Here is a 22,789-nt window from a genome sequence, read left to right as displayed (position 1 = left end):
AGGCCGGATAAAACGCCCTGCGTCGCCATCCGGCAAAATGCCTGATGGCGCTACGCTTATCAGGCCTACAAACCACGGTCCATCAGGCAACTTAAGGAGTCTTGTTGTGCTAATTATTGAAACCCTGCCGCTGCTGCGACAGCATATTCGCCGCCTGCGCCAGGACGGTAAACGCATTGCGCTGGTGCCAACGATGGGCAACCTGCACGATGGTCATATGAAACTGGTTGAGGAAGCGAAAGCGCGCGCTGACGTCGTGGTGGTCAGTATTTTCGTGAACCCAATGCAGTTTGACCGCCCGGACGATCTGGTACGCTACCCACGAACGTTGCAGGAAGATTGCGAAAAGCTGAACAAACGCAAAGTGGATTTCGTGTTCGCGCCGGCGCCCGCGGAAATTTACCCGCAAGGCACTGACGGCCAGACTTACGTTGATGTTCCTGGGCTGTCCACCATGCTGGAAGGCGCCAGCCGTCCGGGCCATTTTCGTGGTGTTTCCACCATCGTCAGCAAACTCTTCAATCTCGTCCAGCCGGACATCGCCTGCTTTGGCGAAAAGGACTTCCAGCAACTGGCTTTAATCCGCAAGATGGTGGCCGATATGGGCTACGACATCGAGATCGTCGGCGTACCGATTATTCGCGCCAAAGATGGTTTAGCGCTGAGTTCGCGTAACGGTTACCTGACCGCCGAACAGCGCAAAATTGCTCCCGGCTTAAATAAGGTGATGAACAGCGTCGCCGAGAAATTGCTGGCGGGTAATCACGATCTGGAAGAGATGATCGCCGTCGCCGAGCAGGAGCTGAATGAAAAAGGCTTCCGCGCCGATGACATTCAGATTCGCGACGCGGACACGCTGCTGGAACTTACCGATAGCAGCAAACGCGCGGTGATCCTGATGGCGGCATGGCTGGGTCAGGCTCGCCTGATCGACAATCAGTCCGTTACATTAACCCAGTAGACAGGGGTTAAAAATCAGGCAATACTGCCTGAGAATTTCCTCAAAGCAGGCGACGCCTGCTTCGTTATCGCTAAGATTTAAAGGTAGAAGTTATGATTCGCACTATGTTGCAGGGCAAACTCCATCGCGTGAAAGTGACTCAGGCGGACCTGCACTACGAAGGTTCCTGCGCCATTGATCAGGATTTTCTGGACGCAGCCGGTATTCTTGAAAACGAAGCCATTGATATCTGGAACGTGACTAACGGCAAGCGCTTCTCAACCTATGCGATTGCCGCCGAGCGTGGTTCCAGAATCATCTCCGTGAACGGCGCAGCGGCGCACTGCGCTGCGGTGGGCGATATCGTGATCATCGCAAGTTTCGTTACCATGTCAGACGAAGAAGCGCGTCGCTGGCAGCCCAACGTCGCCTATTTTGAAGGCGATAATGAAATGAAGCGCACCGCGAAAGCGATCCCGGTACAGGTTGCCTGATATTTCCCAAATATATTATTATATTAATAAAAGGAGCCGAAAAACTTCAGCTCCTTTTATTTTAAATAATTCCGGCCTTTCTTATCAGGACAACTAATAATATTAGTTGAGGCGTTATCAGAAAATTTAAACAAACGTTCAACAATCCATCGTTATATTTATTTATATCATTAAATTCTTTTCCTCACAAATTCATCAGATGAATAACCAAAAATAAAAACACTTACCTTTCAACAAAATAACCATCAGTTAAGTTTACTTAAACACCATTTAAGTAAAGATAATTACAATTATCAATAAATATTTTCCTATACTCCGCAAAGTTAATGTAATTCCCCGGCCGGCCTTTACGCTTAACAGACGAAGTACTTTTTCTAAAAACGTAAAGTACACTTATTATCTAATACGGATGTTTATCAAAATGGCATTGAAAAAATACGCATTAGCTGCGGCAGTTCTGGCAACTATTTCCAGTTCAGCATTCGCAGCAGACGCGGATCGTGGCACCATCACCTTCCACGGCCTGGTCACCCCGAATACCTGTAACATCACGCTGAAAGATGATCCACTGAGTTCCCAGACAACTAAAGACTTCAACGTCACTCTGCCGACCGTGTCAGTAGAAGACTTCGCCGCTGGTACTGCTGCCGACGTTAACAGCACCCTGGGCCAGGCTAAGTTCGCGCTGTCCGTTTCCTGTGCGGATACTGAGTTGCAGTCTGCTGATGCGCAGTTTGATTCCTGGGGCGGTTCTTCCGCAAACAACGAAGGCGCGCTGGTTCCACCAACTGGCCTGCAAGGTTCAGCAACCAACGTAAGCCTGGTTCTGCACAACGATGGCAACACGAAGACCGATCTGATCAAAATCGATCATCCTAACAACACTCAGTCAACCACGCTGACTGATGGCAAAGGCGAACTGAACTACACCGTCGCTTATATGGGCCCGGCTACTGGCGTAACCAGCGGTTCCGTGCAGGCACAGGTTGCCTTCACCATGAACTACCAATAAGCAACAGGACTGTTGTTCTTCATCCTCTGGCTTAAGCCAGAGGATGTTTTCGTTACATCCAACAGGGAGTGGATAGCATTATGTTCAGCCTGACGTTAAAAACCGGATTAAAAACTCTCACCGCCGCCATGATCGGCGTCGCCTCGTTTCAGGCATGCGCCGACGTGGTTATCTCCGGCACACGCATCGTATATCAACAATCCATGAAAGATGTGATTGTGAACCTGGATAACCGAGGCAAAAACCCGCTGTTACTTCAGATCTGGCTGGATGACGGGAGCCCAAACGTTAACCCGCAGGAATTAAAACTGCCTTTTGTCATTACCCCGCCCATTTCACGCATCGATCCAGGGAAAGGCCAGTCTGTGCGTGTGACATATTTACAGCAGCCGCTGCCGCAGGATCGGGAATCCTTATTCTGGTTTAATGTGCTGGAAATCCCCAAAAAAGCAACGGCGAAAGACGGCGAAAGCCAGAACCAACTGCAACTCGCTTTCCGTACCCGTATTAAGCTATTTTTCCGCCCGGACGGCTTAAAAGGCACCCCAGGTGAGGCAATGAAGCAGGTTAAATGGTCGCAAACGCGCCAGGGCAACACCCTGTCTTTAGTTGGCCGTAACGACTCGCCCTATAACGTTTCACTCTCCAGCGCAACGTTTAAGGTCGGCGCCAAAGAGTATGAAATTGACAGTAAGTCGATTAAGCCATTCTCCAGCGAAACCATGACGGTTAAAGGATTAACGAATAACGCCAGCGGAGAAGTGGTGTATATCGCTATCAATGATTTTGGCGGAACGGAAAAACTCACCGCCAACGTTAATTAATAAATTAAAAATATATTTTTTCTTCTTATATAACGGCAACCCGCTTTAATCGACTGGACTTGTTATGATTTTTCGACGATCTCTATTATGTCTCGCCATTAGTGCGGCATTGCCGTTCTCTGTTCATGCGACGGGAAATACGCCTGCACAGTCCTCTGCTCCCGACTCAGAGGAAATGGTAGAGTTTAACGATCAATTCCTGCTGAATATGGGGAGTGCAGTCGATGTAAGCCGTTATGCTCAGGGTAATCCAATATTACCGGGAACCTACCGGGCGAAAATAAGCCTGAACGGTGAAAATAAATCGACGCAAAACATCGAATTTAAAGATAACGGAACGCCACGCGCCACGCCGTGTATTACCGCATTGTTGCTGAAACAAGCGGGCGTTGATAGTAGCGTGCTGGGGAATACTATTTCCGACGATGATACAACCTGTATTGATATCAAAAAATATTATCCCCACTCGTCGGTGAATTTCGATACCTCAAAACTCACCCTGGAATTGACGATGCCGCAGCTTTACGTTCTCAAGCGCCCGGCGGGATATGTCGATCCATCATTATGGGATGCAGGTATTCCGGCGGCGTTGCTGTCGTACAACCTCAACGCCTGGCATAGCGAAAGCGATGGCAATAATTCCGACACGGCTTACGCCGGTCTGCAATATGGGCTGAATTTGGGCGCATGGCGACTGCGCTCCCGCGGCACCTACAACTGGGATAAAGACAACGGCTCGGACTACTCCAGCCAGGACATTTACCTCCAGCGCGATATTCCGGCGTTAACCGCGCAGGTTGTGGCGGGCGAAACCTACACCAACGGCGATACCTTCGACTCCGTCAGCCTGCGCGGGATGCGCCTGTACAGCGACGATCGCATGCGCCCGGAAGGCCGTACCAACTACTCACCGGTCATTCGTGGCGTCGCCAACAGCAACGCCAAAGTCACCGTCATGCAAAGCGGCAGCAAAATTTATGAAACCACCGTACCGCCAGGCCCGTTTGAACTGAGCGATCTCAGCACCACCGGCTACGGTAACGATCTACAGGTGACTGTAGAAGAGTCTGACGGCAGCAAGAGAACCTTCACGGTTCCTTTTTCCTCGGTTACGCAGATGATGCGTCCGGGAACCTCACGCTGGGAGTTTGGCGCGGGCGAACTGAACGACGATTCGCTGCATGACAGACCGAACATTGGTTACGCCACCTGGTATTACGGTCTCAACAACACCTTTACCGGCTACGCGGGCGTGCAGTACAGCGACATGGATTTTTACGCCGGTTTGCTTGGCATGGCGATGAACACCGCGATCGGCGCCTTCGCGTTAGACGTCACGCAGTCACATGCACAAATTGACGAGCTGGGGACGCTGACCGGCCAAAGCTATCGCCTGACGTACAGCAAAGTCATCGAAACCACCGACACCTCATTCAATGTGGCGGCATACCGTTTCTCGACGGAGGACTACCTCAGCTTGCGGGACGCCGCCGCGCTGCACGACGACGTGAAATACGGCAGCTATAAGAATCAGTCATATGAGTCCAGCGACGAACTCTATTCTGACTATCAGCGTATGAAAAACCAGTTTCAGATTAGCGTCAGTCAACCGCTGGCGTTCAATGGTGAAAACTACGGCTCGCTCTATGTCACCGGCACCTGGGAAGACTACTGGAATGAGAGTGGTTCCACCTCAAACTACAGCGCAGGTTACAGCAATGACTTCCGCTATGGCAGCTACAGCATCTCGCTCCAGCGTACCTATGATGAAGATGGCGAAAAAGATGACAGCGTTTATCTCAACGTCAGCATTCCGTTAAGCACGTTCTCCAGTGAACGTAAAAATATTGCCGGTTTTAACAACGTCAATATGAGCGCGCGTACGGATATGGAAGGCAGCGCCAACTTTAACAACACCGCCAGCGGTAATACTGAAGACGGTAAGATTAACTACTCCATCAGTACGGCAAGCAATACCGGTGATTATGGCGATTTGAATCAGATCAGCGGTTACGGCTCGTGGAGCAGTCCGTATGGCCCCCTGTCAGTCTCTACCTCTTTTAGCGATGACAGCAGCAAACAATATTCCGCCAACTATAGCGGCGGCATGGTGGTTCACACTGGCGGCCTGACGATGGCGCCAGGAACGTTAAGTGACACCGGCCCCATCATTCTGGTTCATGCCAGCGGCGCAAAAGGCGCGCAGCTCGGTTACGGCAAAGGTGAAATAGGTCGTTCAGGATACGCGATTATGCCGTATGCCTCGGCTTACCGTGAGAACCGCGTTGGGCTGAATATCAGTTCTCTGGACGCCGACGTCGAGGTCAAAAACACCAGTGAAACCATCGTCCCGCGTGATGGCGCCGTGGTGCTGGTCAACTTCGAAACCGACGAAGGTCGTTCTCTCATCCTTGAACTTCTACGCAACGATAAAGGCTTTATTCCACTCGGCGCAGACGTCCTGACCGATAAAGGCGAGCTGGTCGGCGCCGTCGGTCAGGCCGGGCAGGCTTATGTGCGCGGCGTAGAAGATCAGGGCACCCTGCGAGTTGTCTGGGGTAAAGAAGCAGGTAGCGCCTGTACGGTGAATTATCACATTACCGACAGCGCACAAAAGGCAGGATTAACCACAATCCTGAACAATCAACTCTGTCATATGCAATAAGTTATTTTTCTACAGGGAGTTCCCCTAATGACTTTAAAAAGTAATAAATATCTCCGCAGTTTACCTGTCGCTATGTTAGCGCTGGCGGTGTGTTCATCCGTTCATGCAGACAACGGCGACAGCATCGACATTACCTTCCGAGCCAATATCCGGGACACAACCTGTGATATGACGATTAATGACTCGGACAGTAGCTCCACCATCATCATCGGCGCCGACGGCAAAGTGTCGCTGGGCGATATCATTAAATACCAGACCAGCGAGGCAGCGTCAGGGCCAACGATGGCGCAATTCGCCCTGAAAATTAAAAACTGCCCGGAATCCGTAACCGGAATTAAAGCCTCCATCAGCGGCACGACCTCCGGTTACGACAGCGGTACGCCGAAAACCATCCTCCTCCCCGGTACGGGTGAGACAGGCCCCACCGGGGTTGGCCTGAAATTCTCTCGTGTCAGTGCACCAACCAGCTATTTTGCTATTTTTGCCAACGAAACGGAGACCTCAGATAACGATGCCGAGGTGATTAAATGGAGTCCTGCTGAAATAGACAGCAAACAGGTCGACCTTGTGGCGCGTCTGGTGACGACAAGGATCTCCGGTACAACCCCGGCGGTTGGCGCCTTCCAGGCAACAGCAACCTTTAACTTTAGCTATGAATAATTCCTGCGATATAACGGAGCATCATAATGAAATCTAATTCTCTTTTTCTCGCGCTGGCGGTAGCTGGTGGATTATTCAGCGGCCTGACCCACGCCGCCCCGGTGACAGGCACCAATCAGTTGCAGGCTATCTTTACCACTGAGATCCTCCCCGGCACCTGTAACACCCAAGTGACGGATGCTGATGGCCCGACCAGCACGATTGACTTCGGCGATCTGTATAAGAACGAAGTCGGTACGCGTACCGAATCCTTTAATATCGCACTGACCGAATGCGCGGGCGTGTTAACCACAACCGTGGCGGCTCAGCCAGGGGCGGGCAATACCTGTTCCGGCGACTCCTACGCGACAACAGGCGCCACGAATACCGCCGTTGAGATCTGGGAAACCGCCGCAGACTCAGGCACCCAGTTAGCCTGCCAGACGGGCAACCCTTCGAATGTACTGACGCATTCGTTTGGTTCGAAGAATATGAACCAAAGCTACACCTATCCTCTGGTGGCTCGCTGGGTCGTTGCGAATGGTAAAACAGCCGCTGATATCACAACAGGTGAAGCGACGTCGCTTATCACCTTTTTAGTCACCTACCAGTAATGTAGCCAGCGGGCAACTATGCGACAGACACTATTTTTTATGCGATTTACTTTCGCCCTGCTGGTGGGCCTGGCAGGACTGTGGCCTGTCGTCAGTCAGGCTGACGACAGCGGAATGGACGTCAATTTTAAGGCGAAGATTCTGGCCAATACCTGCCAAGTAAGCCTGGAAAATGGCGGTAATGTCGAGTTGCCAACCGTCACGCGCAGTTGGTTTTACAATACGGACAACAGCGATCGCCTGCGGCCGGAAACGGACGCTGGCGGTACAACGTTTACCATTCAGGTTGTCAACTGCGACGTGCCGCCAGCAGGAAGCGAAGGAAGCCAGCAGCTTCATTTTCGATTTGAACCGCAATTCGGTATAAACCCCGACAACAGCCAGGTATTTATCAATAACGCGGTCAGCGATCAGGCCAGAAATGTCGGTGTGGTTGTTTTTTCCGCCACACACCACACGAACGTATTGAATAGCGATGGCAGTTCCGACGTAGCGTATGACCTTAGCGGGCAAGCGGCACCGCTCTTTCCAGCAGATTATGTGTTTTACGCCCGCTACCAGAACACGGGCGATGTCGGCAACGGACTGGTGACCAGCAATGTGGTGGTCAATGTAACCTATCAGTAAAGGGATTTATGATGAAATTACGCTATTTACTGCCGCTATTATTTTGCGTGCTCTCCATTTTCGCCAGGCAAGCGTTAGCAGACACCGCATGTCATTTTACGACACAGCAGGCCAGTATACCTGCTTTCTGGACTGCCAGAACGCTCATTGGCCCCATCGGAGGCATCGATACGCCGCTCATCATTATGAACCCTCAGTCTATGGAGGGTGATTTCCCTTTATTCCAGGGAGCGGCGCCCATCACATCCGGAGGTAATGGGAGCAATGCCGTAACGTTGACCGGCCCTACCGACGCCAATTTGTGGGATCAATATACCACTCAGGGGTCAGATGGCCCTACCGGGCTGCTCAAAACCTCGATTCCCGGCATTGTTTACACCTATTCCGTGAGGTGTATCGGGAACTGCCACAACGGCAACAACACTAACGATCTGGATTTAAACCTGCCGCTGCCCGGAGGAACGTCAACCTTCCCAAGCCATGGCGATGCCCCCTGGACGGGGCCTAGCGCAACACGCAACTGGGATATTTTCGTCACGATGTATCAGACGCCAGACTACCACCCCCGAAATGGTCAGACGGACGGGAACGCGCTGCCAGGGAAAATCGGTACTCTGCACATAGGAGATGCCGGGCAAAACGATCTCGACCTTATGATGAGTGGAGCATCGATGGCGTTTTCCGTCATGGAGCCGACCTGCCAGGGGATGGGGATAAATAATGACGAATACGATCGGGACGTGGATTTTGGCGACTTTTACCGTTCCGATTTCGAAAAAACGGGCGAGTCGGTAGAAAAGCCGTTTACGTTTAACTTATTCCGCTGCTCATTGACGACCGTTACCGTCACCCTGACCGGCAATCATGGCGCAGACAATACGATTCTCACCAACTCTTCAGGGAGCGCAGAGGGCGTGGGCGTAAAAATTCGTTCCATTATCAATAACAACACACAAACAATGAAGGTAGACGGTTCGGAGCGTGTCGGTATCACCTACAGCGGAAATCGTGAGTGGTATCATGAATCTATTGGTCTGGATTTCACCGGGCAGTTAATCAAAATCGGTACAATTAAAGCCGGCACTTTTGAAACCGTCGGTACTTTCACCCTCAGCTACGAATAACGTTCCCTGCGGCTGACTGCCTGTCAGCCGCATCATCGCTTCCACGAATTGACCGTCAGTACGCGTACAAATCATGCTTCAGCACAAAAGGCGGATTTTTTTGCTGTTGATGCCAGAGACTGGTGACATCGGGCGCGCCGAGGGAAACAATGGTGTCACGGAACGCCGCGCTGCTCATGGATTCCCGCGCGACAAGCATTTCTTCAAGCAATGAATACGTCACACCGGCAATCACTTCGCAGCCGGAATGTTTATGGCTCATCAGCGACGCCACACGATAAGGCGCGGCGCCGGACGTGTCCGTTAAAAAGATCACCCCATCGCCGGAATCCGCCTGGTGTAATGCTTCACACATCATACGGCTGAGCATATTGGTACTCAGACCGCGCCAGAAGTTCACCGCCCGGCACTGCGCCAGCGGGCCATGTTTTTCTTCCAGACGATCCTGTAGCTCCTGCGCGCGATCGTCATGACAGGTAATCACCCAACCCAACATAGCCTACCTCCTTAGCAAGCAAGTAGTTTATCAGTGTGATAAATGAGTAAGGGTGATAAACGTCAAAGTCTGCCTCTCCCCCCGGCGGAGGAGAGGAAAAACATTACGTGCGCAAGCCGCGTCCGCGCTGAATTAAGTACCAGCACAGCAGGTAAAACGCCAGGATAAACACGGCCAGCACGCCGAACGTAGTGACCAGCGGTACGTCGTGAATGCCCAGGAAACCATAGCGGAAGCCGCTGATCATGTAGACAATCGGGTTCAGATGCGACAATCCTTGCCAGAACGGCGGTAGCAGCGTCAGGGAATAAAACACACCGCCCAGGTAAGTGAGCGGCGTCAGCACGAACGTCGGGATCAGGCTGATATCATCAAAGGTTTTCGCAAAGACCGAATTCAGCAGCCCTGCCAGCGAAAACAGCACCGCCGTCAGCACCAGCGTTAACGCCACGAACACCCAGGAGTGTACCTGGAACGGCACAAAGAACAGCGAAATCACCGTAACCAGAACCCCTACGCACAGCCCGCGCGCCACGCCGCCGCCAATATATCCGACGATAATGATGTGCGTCGGGACAGGCGCCACCAGCAGTTCTTCAATGTTGCGCTGGAATTTGGCGCTAAAGAAGGATGAGGCCACATTGGCATACGCGTTGGTGATCACCGCCATCATGATTAAGCCCGGCACGATAAACTGCATATAGCTAAAACCGTGCATCTCGCCAATGCGTGAGCCGATCAGATTACCGAAGATAATAAAATAGAGCGTCATAGTGATGACCGGCGGCACCAGCGTCTGCACCCAGATACGCATAAAGCGGTTAATCTCTTTCGCCCAGATGCTTTTCAGCGCGACCCAATACAGCTGCATCATCCGCGATCTCCTTTTTTATCATGCACCAGAGAGACAAACAGTTCTTCCAGGCGGTTTGCCTTGTTACGCATACTGAGAACCTGAACGCCCTGGCTGCTCAGTTGCGAAAAGACGCTATTGATGCCCTGCTCCCGCAATACTTCGACCTCCAGCGTCGAGGTATCCACCAGACGGTACTGATAGCCTTCCAGCCTCGGCAGCGGGCTTTTCGCCGCCAGATCGAGAATAAACGTCTCGGATTTCAGCTTAGAGAGCAGATTTTTCATCGAGGTGTTTTCCACCAGCGCGCCGTGCTGAATGATACCGATGTTGCGACACAGCATTTCCGCTTCTTCAAGATAGTGCGTCGTCAGGATAATCGTGGTGCCTTTGTCGTTTAAATCCTTCAAAAAGCCCCACATTGAGCGGCGAAGTTCAATATCCACCCCCGCGGTGGGTTCATCCAGAATCAACAGTTTCGGCTCATGCATCAGCGCCCGGGCGATCATCAAACGACGCTTCATCCCGCCGGAGAGCATACGCGCGCGTTCGTTACGTTTTTCCCACAGATCGAGTTGTCTCAGGTACTTTTCGCTGCGCGCAACGGCTTCTTTACGCTCAACGCCGTAGTACCCCGCCTGATTGACGACGATCTGCTGGACGGTTTCAAACGGGTTGAAGTTAAATTCCTGCGGCACCAGGCCAAGCTGGCGTTTGGCGTTGACCACATCTTTTTCAAGGTCGTAGCCAAAGACGCAGACGCGCCCGGAGGTTTTGTTAACCAGCGAGCTGATAATGCCAATGGTGGTTGATTTCCCCGCCCCGTTTGGCCCCAGAAGCGCATAAAAATCACCCGCTTCAACCTGCAAATCGATCCCACGGAGCGCCTGAACGCCGCCCGGATACGTTTTTTTAAGTTGCTGAAGTTCCAGTGCAATGGTCATGAATTTTTACTTACCTTACGTTCTTACACTTTATTTACACTCTAAATAATTCGAGTTGCAGGAAGGCGGCAACGCAGTGAATCCCCGGAAGCTTACACCAGTAAGTGACCGGGGTGAGCGAGGAAGCCAACGCACCTGCAACGTGAAGAATGACGAGTATATGGTTTAAATAATCCCGGAGTTGCCCTATATTAGCCCAACGCACTTATTTGGTTACAGGTCGTTAACCTCCATGAAAGACATAGATACACTCATCAGCAACAATGCACTATGGTCAAAAATGCTGGTGGAAGAGGATCCCGGATTTTTTGAGAAACTGGCGCAAGCGCAAAAACCGCGCTTTCTATGGATTGGATGTTCCGACAGCCGCGTTCCCGCAGAACGTTTAACCGGCCTTGAGCCGGGCGAATTATTTGTTCACCGCAATGTGGCCAACCTGGTCATTCATACCGATCTCAACTGCCTCTCCGTGGTGCAGTATGCCGTCGATGTACTGGAAGTTGAACACATTATTATTTGTGGTCACTACGGTTGTGGCGGCGTCCAGGCGGCTGTTGAAAACCCGGAACTGGGGTTAATTAACAACTGGTTGCTGCACATTCGCGATATCTGGTTCAAACATAGCTCATTACTCGGAGAAATGCCGCAGGAGCGTCGAATCGATACCCTGTGCGAGCTGAACGTGATGGAACAGGTATACAACCTGGGCCACTCAACCATCATGCAGTCCGCGTGGAAACGCGGTCAGAAAGTGACGATTCACGGCTGGGCCTACGGTATTCACGACGGCCTGCTGCGCGATCTGGAAGTCACGGCGACCAACCGTGAAACGCTGGAACAGCGCTATCGTCGGGGGGTTTCAAACCTCAGCAAAAAGCATATTAACCACAAGTAAACGTGTATTGCCGGGTGGCGGCTACGCCTTACCCGGCCTGCATTTCTACGGACATAGTACCTGTAGCGCCATCCGGCACAACGTTCTTACTCGTCCAGCAGCACCACTTTACCAACATACGGCAGATGGCGATAACGCTGAGCATAGTCGATGCCGTAACCCACAACGAACTCATCCGGGATCGAGAAACCGATAAACTCAACCGGGACGTCAACCTCACGGCGAGACGGCTTATCCAGCAGCGTACAAATCGCCAGAGACTTTGGCTCACGCAGGCTCAGGATTTCCCGCACTTTCGACAGCGTATTCCCGGAATCGATAATATCTTCGACAATCAGCACATCCTTGCCACGGATATCTTCATCCAGGTCCTTGAGAATTTTCACATCGCGAGTGGTGGACATGCCGCTACCGTAGCTGGAGGCGGTCATAAAATCGACTTCATGAGACACCTGTACCTCGCGGCACAGATCCGCCATAAACATAAATGAGCCACGCAGCAGACCTACCAGCACCATGTCACTGCCGCTGTCTTTATAACGTTCAGTAATTTGACGACCCAGTTCGGCAATGCGCGCTTTGATCTCCGCTTCGGGGATCATTACTTCTACAGTATGTTTCATATCTCTAACCATATGATTTAAAAACAAATCACTTCATGCCTGCTCTTGATAAGACAGCATCGAAGCGCAAGGCACGCAGTATACCAGCAAAAGTATTTATTCGCGGCATCTGTTAATAAAGCTCATTTTGTGATGACGATCACACTTGTTAAATCCTATAATTAATTGCTACTAAAAAATTAACAAATTGAGATGGTATCTTTTTATGGCAAATAACAACGCAAAAGCGCCACGGCTTCTCGTGACGCTGACAGCCCTCTTCGCTGCACTCTGCGGGCTGTATCTGCTGATCGGCGGCGGCTGGCTGGTCGCCATCGGCGGCTCCTGGTACTACCCGATTGCGGGCATCGTCATGCTTGGCGTCGCCGGGCTATTGTGGCGCAGCAAGCGTTCCGCGCTGTGGCTGTATGCCGCCCTGCTCCTCGCCACTATGATCTGGGGCGTGTGGGAAGTCGGCTTCGACTTCTGGGCGCTAACCCCGCGTAGCGACATTCTGGTCTTCTTCGGCATCTGGCTGATTTTACCGTTTGTCTGGCATCGCCTGAGCGTCCCTTCCGGCGGCGCTGTCAGCGCACTGGTGGTTGCCCTGCTGATAAGCGGCGGCATCCTCACCTGGGCTGGCTTCAACGACCCGCAAGAGATCAACGGTACGCTAAGCGCGGACGCGGTGCCTGCCGAACCGATCTCTCCGGTTGCGGACCAGGACTGGCCTGCCTATGGCCGCAATCAGGAAGGGCAGCGCTACTCTCCGCTGAAGCAGATCACGGCTGATAACGTCCACAACCTGAAAGAGGCGTGGGTGTTCCGTACCGGCGATCTGAAGCAGCCGAACGATCCGGGTGAAATCACCAACGAAGTGACCCCGATTAAAGTCGGCGATACGCTGTATCTGTGTACCGCCCACCAGCGTCTGTTCGCGCTGGACGCGGCGAGCGGGAAAGAGAAGTGGCATTTCGACCCGCAGCTCAATACCGATCCCAGCTTCCAGCATGTCACCTGCCGTGGCGTCTCCTATCATGAAGCCACGACCGATAACGCCTCGCCGGATGTCGTTTCAGACTGCCCGCGCCGCATTATTCTGCCGGTGAACGATGGCCGTATTTTCGCCCTCAACGCGGACAACGGCAAGCTGTGCGAATCCTTTGCCAACAACGGCATTCTGAACCTGCAAACCAATATGCCGGTCACTACGCCGGGCATGTATGAACCCACATCACCTCCGGTCGTGACCGACAAGGTGATCGTCATTGCAGGCGCCGTCACCGATAACTTCTCTACCCGCGAGCCGTCCGGGGTTATTCGCGGCTTTGACGTGAACAGCGGTAAACTGCTGTGGGCATTCGATCCCGGTGCGAAAGACCCGAACGCGATCCCGTCGGATGAGCACCACTTCACGCCAAACTCGCCAAACTCCTGGGCGCCAGCCGCGTATGACGCGAAGCTGGATCTGGTCTATCTGCCGATGGGCGTCACCACCCCGGATATCTGGGGCGGCAACCGTACGCCAGAGCAGGAGCGCTATGCCAGCTCGATCCTGGCGCTCAATGCAACGACCGGTAAACTGGCCTGGAGCTATCAGACCGTTCATCACGATCTGTGGGATATGGATATGCCGTCCCAGCCGACGCTGGCGGATATCACCGTGAAAGGGCAAACCGTTCCGGTCATCTACGCCCCGGCAAAAACCGGTAATATTTTCGTGCTGGACCGTCGCAATGGTCAGCTTGTGGTGCCTGCCCCGGAAAAACCGGTACCGCAGGGCGCGGCCAAAGGGGATTACGTCACCAAAACGCAGCCGTTCTCTGATTTGAGCTTCCGTCCGACGAAAGACCTGACCGGTGCGGATATGTGGGGCGCCACCATGTTCGATCAGCTGGTGTGCCGCGTGATGTTCCATCAGATGCGTTATGAAGGGATCTTTACCCCGCCATCAGAAAAAGGCACGCTGGTCTTCCCGGGCAACCTCGGTATGTTCGAATGGGGCGGCATTTCCGTCGACCCGAACCGTCAGGTGGCGATTGCCAACCCGATGGCGCTGCCGTTTGTCTCTAAACTGATCCCACGCGGCCCGGGTAATCCGATGGAGCCGCCGGAAGATGCCAAAGGCACCGGTTCGGAATCGGGTATTCAGCCGCAGTATGGCGTACCGTATGGCGTGACGCTGAATCCGTTCCTGTCGCCGTTTGGTCTGCCGTGTAAACAGCCTGCCTGGGGCTACATCTCCGCGCTGGATCTGAAAACCAACGAAGTTGTCTGGAAAAAACGTATTGGTACGCCGCAGGACAGCATGCCGTTCCCGATGCCGTTTAAAGTGCCGTTCAATATGGGGATGCCAATGCTGGGCGGCCCAATCTCTACCGCTGGCAACGTGCTGTTTATTGCCGCGACCGCAGATAACTACCTGCGCGCTTACAACATGAGCAATGGTGAAAAACTGTGGGAAGGCCGTCTGCCCGCAGGCGGTCAGGCAACGCCGATGACGTATGAAGTCAACGGTAAGCAGTACGTCGTGATTTCCGCCGGGGGTCACGGTTCGTTCGGGACGAAGATGGGAGACTATATTGTCGCGTACGCTCTGCCTGACGACGCGCAGTAACGTTTATGCCGGATGGCGGCTTCGCCTTATCCGGCCTACAGGATGCTCATTTTACTGTAGGCCGGATAAGCGTCAGCGCCATCCGGCATGTTTATACCGTAAAACCGAAACTGTAGGCCGGATAAGCGCCAGCGCCATCCGGCATGTTTATACCGTAAAGCCAAGCATCATGCCTGTATCTTCATGCTCCAGCAGATGGCAGTGCGCCATGTAAGCATGTTCTTGCGATGCCTCGTGATCAAACTTCACCAGCACCTCGCTGATCCCGCCTTCAACCCGCACCGTATCCTTCCAGCCTGCGCGATGCGCCGCCGGAGCGCTGCCGTTTTCCGACAGGATGCGGAACTGCGTACCATGAATATGGAACGGATGCAGCATCATGTCGCCTTCGCCGGAAATAACCCAACGCTCATACTGCCCTTTGGCGGCGGCAAACATCGGTGTCGTCATATCAAACGCCTGGCCGTTGATCTTATTGGCATTGTGGAAATCGAACTTCCCGCCGTGGTTCATATGTCCACCACTACCGTGATTCATATGCCCCATCATCTGCCCATGATCCATTCCCGCCATCGCCCGATCGCCATACTTTTGCATCAGCATCTGCATACCCATCATGTCGAGCATCGGGTCCATCGACAGTTGCAGTTTTCGCTGCGTCAGGCCATCAAGAGAAGGCAATGCAGGCATCGTGGTCAGCGTATCCGGCAAAGTGCCGGAGGCCGTGACCGCCAGCGGCTGAATATGCATAACCGGGTGCGGTTTATCAAACGGCGCGATCGTCATCCCCATCTGGCTGACGGGCAGCGTCATCAACTCAAACGCTTTGCCGTCGCTGATGTCGATAAGCACTTCGAAACGCTCCCCCATTAACATGGGCAGTGCGTTTACCTTCACCGGCTCCGCCAGCAAGCCGCCATCGCTGGCGATAACATACAGCGGGCGGTTGTCGCTGGTGGCGATGTTCAATGAACGCGCGTTGCAGCCATTCAGCAGGCGCAGACGCAGCCAGCCTTTTGGCGCAGCATGTTGCGGATAAATCGCCCCGTTGGTCAGCAGCGTGTCGCCAAACCACCCAACGGCGGCGGTCATCATATCCAGCTGATAATTGATTTGTCCGTCAGGGGAAAACTGTTTGTCCTGAATAATCACCGGCACATCGTCTATCCCCCACTGTTTCGGCAGGAGCAGTTTGCCAATGTCTTCATCTTCAATCAGTACCAGGCCCGCCAGTCCCATCGCCACCTGACGACCGGTTTTCCCATGCTGATGAGGGTGGAACCAGCAGGTTGCCGCACGCTGTTCAGGCGTGAAGGTGACGGAGCGCTTGCCGCCCGCCGCAATCACCCCCTGCGGGCCGCCGTCCACCTCGCCGGGAACTTCCAGCCCATGCCAGTGCAGCGTTGTCTCCTCGGCAAGCTGGTTATGAATATCCACGGTAATACGCTGACCTTTGCGCAGCTTAAGCGCCGGCCCGAGTAGCGTGCCGTTGTAGCCCCAGGTCGTTGCCGTTTTACCCGCGAAGGTCGACTGTCCGGCTTTGACAATCAGCGAAATGTGATTGCGCGCGTCGGCGGTTAAAAGATCGGGAATGGGTAACGCGGGACGTTCCGCAGCAAACACGGCGCGGCTCCACAACGGCAGTGCCGATACGACCCCAAGCGCCACAGAATATTTTAAGAAATCACGACGTTGCATAATCACTTCCTTATTTTCAACCGGCGGGACGCAGTCTGACCTTTGAGCATAGACCCTCACCTTACGGGAAGGTCAAGTCACAGACGCCCGTCGGATACAATAATAAATGTCGTCGCCTCGCCCGCAGTGTGCTAACGTTTAATTTCCGTGATGCAGTGGTAGAAGCAATGAAGACGTTTTTCAGAACAGTGTTGTTCGGCAGCCTGATGGCCGTATGCGCAAACAGCTATGCGCTCAGTGAATCCGAAGCCGAAGATATGGCAGATTTAACGGCGGTGTTCGTCTTTCTGAAAAATGACTGCGGCTACCAGAATCTACCGAACGGTCAGATTCGTCGCGCACTGGTCTTTTTTGCCCAGCAAAACCAGTGGGACCTCAGCAATTACGACTCCTTCGACATGAAATCCCTCGGTGAAGACAGCTACCGCGATCTGAGCGGCATCGGTATTCCCGTCGCCAAAAAATGCAAAGCGCTGGCGCGCGATTCCCTGAGTTTGCTGGCCTACGTAAAATAACTCGCGTTATACCCAACGGATACCTTATTGCTGAAATAATGACCGTGCATCATCGGTCATTGTTAGCTATTATGTTGCGCCCATTTTTTACGGGTGTTAACAATGGAGGTATCAGCCAATGGCCGAAAATACGAAGTGGCATGAAACGCTACACGACCAGTTTGGTCAGTACTTTGCCGTGGACAACGTGCTGTATCACGAGAAAACCGATCACCAGGATCTGATTATTTTCGAGAACGCCGCGTTTGGCCGCGTAATGGCGCTGGACGGCGTGGTGCAAACCACCGAGCGCGATGAGTTTATCTATCACGAGATGATGACCCACGTTCCGCTGCTGGCGCACGGCCACGCGAAACATGTGCTGATCATCGGCGGCGGCGACGGCGCAATGCTGCGTGAAGTGACACGGCATAAAAATGTCGAAACGATCACGATGGTGGAAATCGACGCTGGCGTGGTCTCTTTCTGCCGTCAATATCTGCCGAATCACAACGCAGGCAGCTATGACGATCCGCGTTTTAATCTGGTGATCGACGATGGCGTTAACTTCGTGAATCAGACCAGCCAGACCTTTGATGTGATCATCTCCGACTGTACCGATCCGATCGGCCCCGGCGAGAGTCTGTTCACCTCAACCTTCTATGAAGGTTGCAAGCGCTGTCTGAATCCTGGCGGGATCTTTGTCGCACAGAACGGCGTCTGCTTCCTGCAACAGGATGAAGCCATTGACAGCCACCGCAAGCTCAGCCATTACTTTGGCGATGTCAGCTTCTACCAGGCAGCCATTCCGACCTACTACGGCGGCATTATGACCTTCGCGTGGGCGACGGACAATGACGCGCTGCGCCACCTGTCGACCGAGATTATTCAGGCGCGTTTCCATACCTCCGGCCTGAAATGCCGTTACTACAATCCGTCTGTTCACACGGCAGCTTTTGCCTTACCTCAGTATTTGCAAGACGCGCTCGCAACACCGTCGTCCTAAGGAGAAGATAAGAAATTGAAAAAACTGAAACTGCATGGCTTTAATAATCTGACCAAAAGTCTGAGTTTTTGTATTTACGATATCTGCTACGCCAAAACCGCAGAAGAGCGCGATGGTTACATTGCCTATATCGATGAACTCTATAACGCCAATCGCCTGACGGAAATTCTGTCAGAGACGTGCTCCATCATCGGCGCGAATATCCTGAATATCGCCCGCCAGGATTATGAACCCCAGGGCGCCAGCGTCACTATTCTGGTAAGCGAAGAGCCGGTCGACCCGCAGCTTATCGACAAAACAGAGCATCCCGGCCCGCTGCCCGAGGCCGTCGTCGCCCATCTGGATAAGAGCCATATCTGCGTGCATACCTACCCGGAAAGCCACCCGGAAGGCGGATTGTGCACCTTCCGCGCCGACATTGAAGTTTCGACCTGCGGCGTGATTTCCCCGCTGAAGGCGCTGAATTACCTGATCCACCAGTTAGAGTCCGATATCGTCACCATCGACTACCGCGTGCGTGGGTTTACCCGCGACGTCAACGGCATGAAACACTTTATCGATCATGAGATTAACTCCATTCAGAACTTTATGTCCGACGACATGAAGTCGCTGTATGACATGGTGGATGTGAACGTGTATCAGGAAAATATCTTCCATACCAAGATGCTGCTTAAAGAGTTCGATCTTAAGCACTACATGTTCCACACTAAACCGGAAGATCTGACGGAAACCGAGCGCAAAGAGATTACCGCTGCGCTGTGGAAAGAGATGCGCGAGATTTACTACGGCCGCAATATCCCTGCGGTATAAGCGTAACGGCGGAGCACGGAGGCTCCACCGTATTTAGCGTTGTTGAATGAAATGACGGTAAGCCGCAACAACCTGAAGAAAGTCCTCCACGCCGCAGAGCGATAAGCTCTCTTCGTCGTAGTAGTTCATCCCCTCTTCCATTTCGTCGCCGGTAAACTCCAGCTGATTAGCGCGAACCATCACCTCTTCGCCATCCATCCAGAGCGTATATTCATGTCCCGCCCGTTGCCAGGAACGCTCACTGCCCTTTAGCGCACGCGCCGCTTGTTCCACTTCATCAAGCAAGGCCAGGTTCTCTTTCACTTCTTCGTTAAACCAGTGCCCCACCACCTCGTGGCCCATGGACATTCGCACTTTTACCACTCCGGTAATATCGCGCAGAAATTCGTAATCCATAATGTGTTCCTCTGCTCCCGGCAATGCGCCATTACCGCATTGCGCCCATGCTGTAATTATCGCAGCACAACGGAAGAAAAAAAGCGGAACGGGCGGAAGGAATAGAAATAAAAATGCCCGGTGACGCAAGGTTCACCGGGCATTGATGCGTTTTTACGCAGAACAGGTCGGAGCCGTTACACCGCGGTCTGGAAAATCACGCCGTCGGCTTTCTCGGTGTACTGGGAAAGCTGATCGAAGTTCAGATAACGGTAGGTATCCACGGCGGTTTTATCCACCTGCGCAACGTAGGTCTGGTACTCTTCCGGCGTCGGCAGTTTGCCGATCAGCGCCGCAACCGCCGCCAGTTCCGCAGAAGCCAGATAGACGTTCGCCCCGGTTCCCAGACGGTTCGGGAAGTTACGGGTTGAGGTAGAAACAACCGTCGCCCCGTCAGCCACACGCGCCTGGTTCCCCATGCACAGTGAACAGCCTGGAATTTCAATCCGCGCGCCGCTCTTACCAAAGACGCTATAGTAGCCCTCTTCGGTCAACTGCGCGGCATCCATACGGGTTGGCGGCGCCACCCACAGGCGGGTCGGCAACTGGCCTTTGTGCGCATCCAGCAGTTTACCTGCCGCACGGAAGTGACCGATGTTGGTCATACAGGAACCGATAAAGACTTCGTCAATCTTCTCGCCCTGCACATCAGACAGCAGACGCGCATCGTCAGGATCGTTCGGCGCGCAGAGGATCGGCTCTTTGATATCGGCCAGATCGATCTCGATCACCGCCGCATAATCGGCATCCGCGTCCGCTTCCAGCAACTGCGGGTCCGCCAGCCATTTTTCCATGCCCTGAATACGGCGCTCCAGGGTGCGGCGATCGCCGTAACCTTCCGCGATCATCCACTTCAGCAGAACGATGTTGGAGTTCAGGTACTCGATGATCGGCTCTTTGTTGAGCTTAATGGTACAGCCTGCCGCAGAACGCTCCGCAGAGGCATCGGTCAGCTCAAACGCCTGTTCGACTTTCAGGTCCGGCAACCCTTCGATTTCCAGAATGCGGCCAGAGAAGATGTTTTTCTTACCTTTCTTCTCAACGGTCAGCAGACCCTGTTTGATCGCGTACAGCGGGATCGCGTGTACCAGATCGCGCAGGGTGATACCCGGCTGCATTTTGCCTTTGAAGCGCACCAGCACTGATTCCGGCATATCCAGCGGCATGACGCCGGTCGCCGCCGCAAACGCCACCAGGCCAGAACCCGCCGGGAAGGAGATGCCAATCGGGAAACGGGTATGGGAGTCGCCGCCGGTACCAACGGTATCCGGCAGCAGCATACGGTTCAGCCAGGAGTGGATTACGCCATCGCCCGGACGCAGAGAGACGCCGCCACGGTTCATGATGAAATCCGGCAGCGTGTGGTGCGTAGTTACGTCAACCGGTTTCGGATACGCTGCGGTATGGCAGAAAGACTGCATCACCAGGTCAGACGAGAAGCCCAGGCACGCCAGGTCTTTCAGTTCGTCACGGGTCATTGGGCCAGTGGTATCCTGAGAGCCTACGGAGGTCATTTTCGGTTCGCAGTAAGCGCCCGGACGGATACCGGCAACGCCGCAGGCGCGGCCCACCATCTTCTGCGCCAGCGAGTAGCCGCGAGCGCTTTCCGCCACGTCTTTCGCCTGACGGAACACATCGCTGTGCGGCAGACCCAGCGCTTCACGCGCTTTGGTGGTCAGGCCGCGACCGATGATCAACGGAATACGACCGCCCGCGCGCACTTCGTCGATCAGCACGTCGGTTTTCAGTTCAAAGCTCGCCAGCAGTTCGCCGGTTTCGTGATGGCGGACTTCACCTTTGTACGGGTAAACGTCAATCACATCGCCCATATTCAGGTTATTCACGTCCACTTCAATGGGCAGCGCGCCCGCATCTTCCATCGTGTTAAAGAAGATAGGCGCAATTTTGCCGCCAAGACACAGACCGCCGCCGCGTTTGTTCGGCACATTCGGGATGTCATCGCCCATGAACCACAACACGGAGTTGGTAGCGGATTTACGCGAAGAACCGGTGCCGACAACGTCGCCCACGTAGGCTAACGGATAGCCTTTTTGCTGCAACGCTTCGATCTGTTTGATCGGCCCCACCACACCAGGCTGATCCGGCTCAATACCTTCACGGGCGTTTTTCAGCATCGCCAGCGCGTGCAGCGGAATGTCCGGGCGGGACCAGGCATCTGGCGCCGGAGAAAGGTCGTCGGTGTTGGTTTCACCGGTCACTTTAAAGACGGTAACGGTGATTTTTTCAGCCAGAGCAGGACGGTTCAGGAACCATTCGGCATCGGCCCAGGACTGCATCACCTGCTTCGCGTATTCGTTGCCCGCTTTGGCTTTTTCTTCTACATCGTAGAAGTTGTCGAACATCAGCAGGGTATGGGACAGCGCTTTGGCGGCAATCGGCGCCAGTTTGGCATCGTCCAGCGCGTCGATCAGCGGATGAATGTTGTAACCACCCTGCATGGTGCCCAGCAGTTCAATGGCTTTTTCTGGAGTAACCAGCGGGGAGGTGGTGTCGCCTTTCGCGACGGCAGCGAGAAAGCCCGCTTTTACATAGGCGGCTTCATCGACGCCAGGGGGAACACGGTTGATTAACAGGTCTAACAGGAATTCTTCTTCGCCCACAGGCGGGGTCTTCAGCAGCTCGACAAGTGCGGCCATTTGGGTTGCATCTAAGGGTTTGGGCACAATCCCAAGGGCGGCACGCTCAGCTACGTGCTTACGGTATTCTTCTAGCACGACGGTTCTCCTCGCTCTCATTGTCATAGTGCGGCGCTTTTGTATATGGGCGATTCTCTTCACGCTCCTGTGAGACAGCAGTTTGTAGGGTAAATGCCCGATACCGCAACGGGCAGAATAGCAGGATTTTAGTGGGGTGTTAATCTGTTTACAAAAAAGCAACATAAAAAAGTGGCTGAATCGTTACGCATGGTCTATTGCCCTTCGCCTTTTCAGGAAAGAGACATTTTCCCCTGCAACGTTTGCTCACATTATTTCGAACGCT

General features: G+C 53.5%; 21 protein-coding genes. 14 read left to right on the top strand and 7 right to left on the bottom strand.

All coding sequences use genetic code 11. The features are described from left to right. Positions 1 to 106: 106 nt before the first annotated feature. The 9 genes from panC (at position 107) to OGV67_RS17285 (ending at position 8,939) form a co-directional block, all read left to right on the top strand. Positions 107 to 961 (top strand): pantoate--beta-alanine ligase, encoded by an 855-nt coding sequence (gene panC / locus OGV67_RS17325; RefSeq protein WP_115615099.1) that lies wholly within the window; start codon positions 107 to 109, stop codon positions 959 to 961. 92 nt (positions 962 to 1,053) lie between these two features. Then, entirely contained in the window at positions 1,054 to 1,434 is a 381-nt protein-coding gene (gene panD, locus OGV67_RS17320) for an aspartate 1-decarboxylase (protein ID WP_012134019.1), read from the top strand. Positions 1,435 to 1,855: 421 nt separating this feature from the next. Next, positions 1,856 to 2,446 carry a fimbrial protein gene (locus tag OGV67_RS17315; RefSeq protein ID WP_115181980.1) on the top strand — a complete coding sequence of 197 codons (591 nt, stop codon included), beginning with the start codon at positions 1,856 to 1,858 and terminating at the stop codon, positions 2,444 to 2,446. Positions 2,447 to 2,526: 80 nt separating this feature from the next. Next, entirely contained in the window at positions 2,527 to 3,270 is a 744-nt protein-coding gene (locus OGV67_RS17310; RefSeq protein ID WP_114847947.1) for a fimbrial chaperone, read from the top strand. Positions 3,271 to 3,334: 64 nt separating this feature from the next. Continuing rightward, positions 3,335 to 5,935 carry an outer membrane usher protein gene (locus OGV67_RS17305; RefSeq protein WP_286465805.1) on the top strand — a complete coding sequence of 867 codons (2,601 nt, stop codon included), beginning with the start codon at positions 3,335 to 3,337 and terminating at the stop codon, positions 5,933 to 5,935. Positions 5,936 to 5,962: 27 nt separating this feature from the next. Further along, positions 5,963 to 6,595: a fimbrial protein gene (locus OGV67_RS17300; protein ID WP_071257592.1), complete on the top strand. Its 633-nt coding sequence runs from the start codon at positions 5,963 to 5,965 to the stop codon at positions 6,593 to 6,595. 26 nt (positions 6,596 to 6,621) lie between these two features. Then, on the top strand, positions 6,622 to 7,188 hold the full coding sequence (locus OGV67_RS17295; protein ID WP_012134024.1) for a fimbrial protein: 567 nt from the start codon (positions 6,622 to 6,624) through the stop codon (positions 7,186 to 7,188). An 18-nt stretch (positions 7,189 to 7,206) separates the two neighbouring features. Further along, positions 7,207 to 7,815: a fimbrial-like protein gene (locus OGV67_RS17290; RefSeq protein ID WP_012134025.1), complete on the top strand. Its 609-nt coding sequence runs from the start codon at positions 7,207 to 7,209 to the stop codon at positions 7,813 to 7,815. Positions 7,816 to 7,826: 11 nt separating this feature from the next. Next, positions 7,827 to 8,939 carry a fimbrial protein gene (locus OGV67_RS17285; RefSeq protein WP_286465803.1) on the top strand — a complete coding sequence of 371 codons (1,113 nt, stop codon included), beginning with the start codon at positions 7,827 to 7,829 and terminating at the stop codon, positions 8,937 to 8,939. A 55-nt stretch (positions 8,940 to 8,994) separates the two neighbouring features. Here OGV67_RS17285 and OGV67_RS17280 read toward each other — a convergent pair whose 3' ends face one another. From OGV67_RS17280 to OGV67_RS17270, 3 genes are all read right to left on the bottom strand, one after another. Further along, entirely contained in the window at positions 8,995 to 9,435 is a 441-nt protein-coding gene (locus tag OGV67_RS17280; protein WP_115626364.1) for a PTS sugar transporter subunit IIA, read from the bottom strand. A 103-nt stretch (positions 9,436 to 9,538) separates the two neighbouring features. Further along, entirely contained in the window at positions 9,539 to 10,309 is a 771-nt protein-coding gene (locus OGV67_RS17275; protein ID WP_115615102.1) for an ABC transporter permease, read from the bottom strand. Next, complete coding sequence (locus OGV67_RS17270; RefSeq protein WP_104869070.1) at positions 10,306 to 11,232, bottom strand: ABC transporter ATP-binding protein; 927 nt, start codon at positions 11,230 to 11,232, stop codon at positions 10,306 to 10,308. Before OGV67_RS17270 ends, OGV67_RS17275 begins: the two co-directional genes overlap by 4 nt. A 232-nt stretch (positions 11,233 to 11,464) precedes the next feature. Between OGV67_RS17270 and can the strand changes: the two genes are divergently transcribed. Next, positions 11,465 to 12,127 (top strand): carbonate dehydratase, encoded by a 663-nt coding sequence (gene can / locus OGV67_RS17265; RefSeq protein ID WP_012134030.1) that lies wholly within the window; start codon positions 11,465 to 11,467, stop codon positions 12,125 to 12,127. Between the two features lie 86 nt (positions 12,128 to 12,213). Here the strand turns inward: can and hpt are convergent, their stop codons facing one another. Continuing rightward, positions 12,214 to 12,750: a hypoxanthine phosphoribosyltransferase gene (hpt, locus tag OGV67_RS17260; RefSeq protein ID WP_024130701.1), complete on the bottom strand. Its 537-nt coding sequence runs from the start codon at positions 12,748 to 12,750 to the stop codon at positions 12,214 to 12,216. A gap of 205 nt (positions 12,751 to 12,955) precedes the next feature. Between hpt and OGV67_RS17255 the strand changes: the two genes are divergently transcribed. Beyond that, complete coding sequence (locus tag OGV67_RS17255) at positions 12,956 to 15,346, top strand: glucose/quinate/shikimate family membrane-bound PQQ-dependent dehydrogenase (RefSeq protein WP_115615121.1); 2,391 nt, start codon at positions 12,956 to 12,958, stop codon at positions 15,344 to 15,346. Between the two features lie 147 nt (positions 15,347 to 15,493). Here OGV67_RS17255 and cueO read toward each other — a convergent pair whose 3' ends face one another. Then, positions 15,494 to 17,044 (bottom strand): multicopper oxidase CueO, encoded by a 1,551-nt coding sequence (gene cueO, locus OGV67_RS17250; RefSeq protein ID WP_115615122.1) that lies wholly within the window; start codon positions 17,042 to 17,044, stop codon positions 15,494 to 15,496. 167 nt (positions 17,045 to 17,211) lie between these two features. On the opposite strand from cueO, the gene OGV67_RS17245 reads away from it, so the two are divergent. The 3 genes from OGV67_RS17245 to speD all read left to right on the top strand — a co-directional run bounded on the left by OGV67_RS17245 (position 17,212) and on the right by speD (position 19,354). Beyond that, positions 17,212 to 17,559, top strand: coding sequence for a YacC family pilotin-like protein (locus tag OGV67_RS17245; protein ID WP_012134034.1), 348 nt, complete (start codon positions 17,212 to 17,214; stop codon positions 17,557 to 17,559). A gap of 118 nt (positions 17,560 to 17,677) precedes the next feature. Next, positions 17,678 to 18,544, top strand: coding sequence for a polyamine aminopropyltransferase (speE, locus tag OGV67_RS17240; protein WP_012134036.1), 867 nt, complete (start codon positions 17,678 to 17,680; stop codon positions 18,542 to 18,544). 15 nt (positions 18,545 to 18,559) lie between these two features. Beyond that, positions 18,560 to 19,354, top strand: coding sequence for an adenosylmethionine decarboxylase (gene speD, locus OGV67_RS17235; protein WP_012134037.1), 795 nt, complete (start codon positions 18,560 to 18,562; stop codon positions 19,352 to 19,354). Between the two features lie 33 nt (positions 19,355 to 19,387). On the opposite strand, the gene yacL is transcribed toward speD, so the two are convergent. Together yacL and acnB are read right to left on the bottom strand one after the other, a co-directional pair. Further along, entirely contained in the window at positions 19,388 to 19,750 is a 363-nt protein-coding gene (yacL, locus tag OGV67_RS17230; protein WP_012134038.1) for a protein YacL, read from the bottom strand. Between the two features lie 176 nt (positions 19,751 to 19,926). Next, entirely contained in the window at positions 19,927 to 22,524 is a 2,598-nt protein-coding gene (gene acnB / locus OGV67_RS17225; RefSeq protein ID WP_047458888.1) for a bifunctional aconitate hydratase 2/2-methylisocitrate dehydratase, read from the bottom strand. Positions 22,525 to 22,789 lie beyond the last annotated feature (265 nt).

This window comes from Citrobacter sp. CK188 (assembly GCF_030333525.1).
In the GTDB taxonomy this organism is placed as follows: domain Bacteria; phylum Pseudomonadota; class Gammaproteobacteria; order Enterobacterales; family Enterobacteriaceae; genus Citrobacter_B; species Citrobacter_B koseri.
Note: the sequence above shows the minus strand (reverse complement) of the source record. Positions and strands in the feature narration are given on the sequence as shown.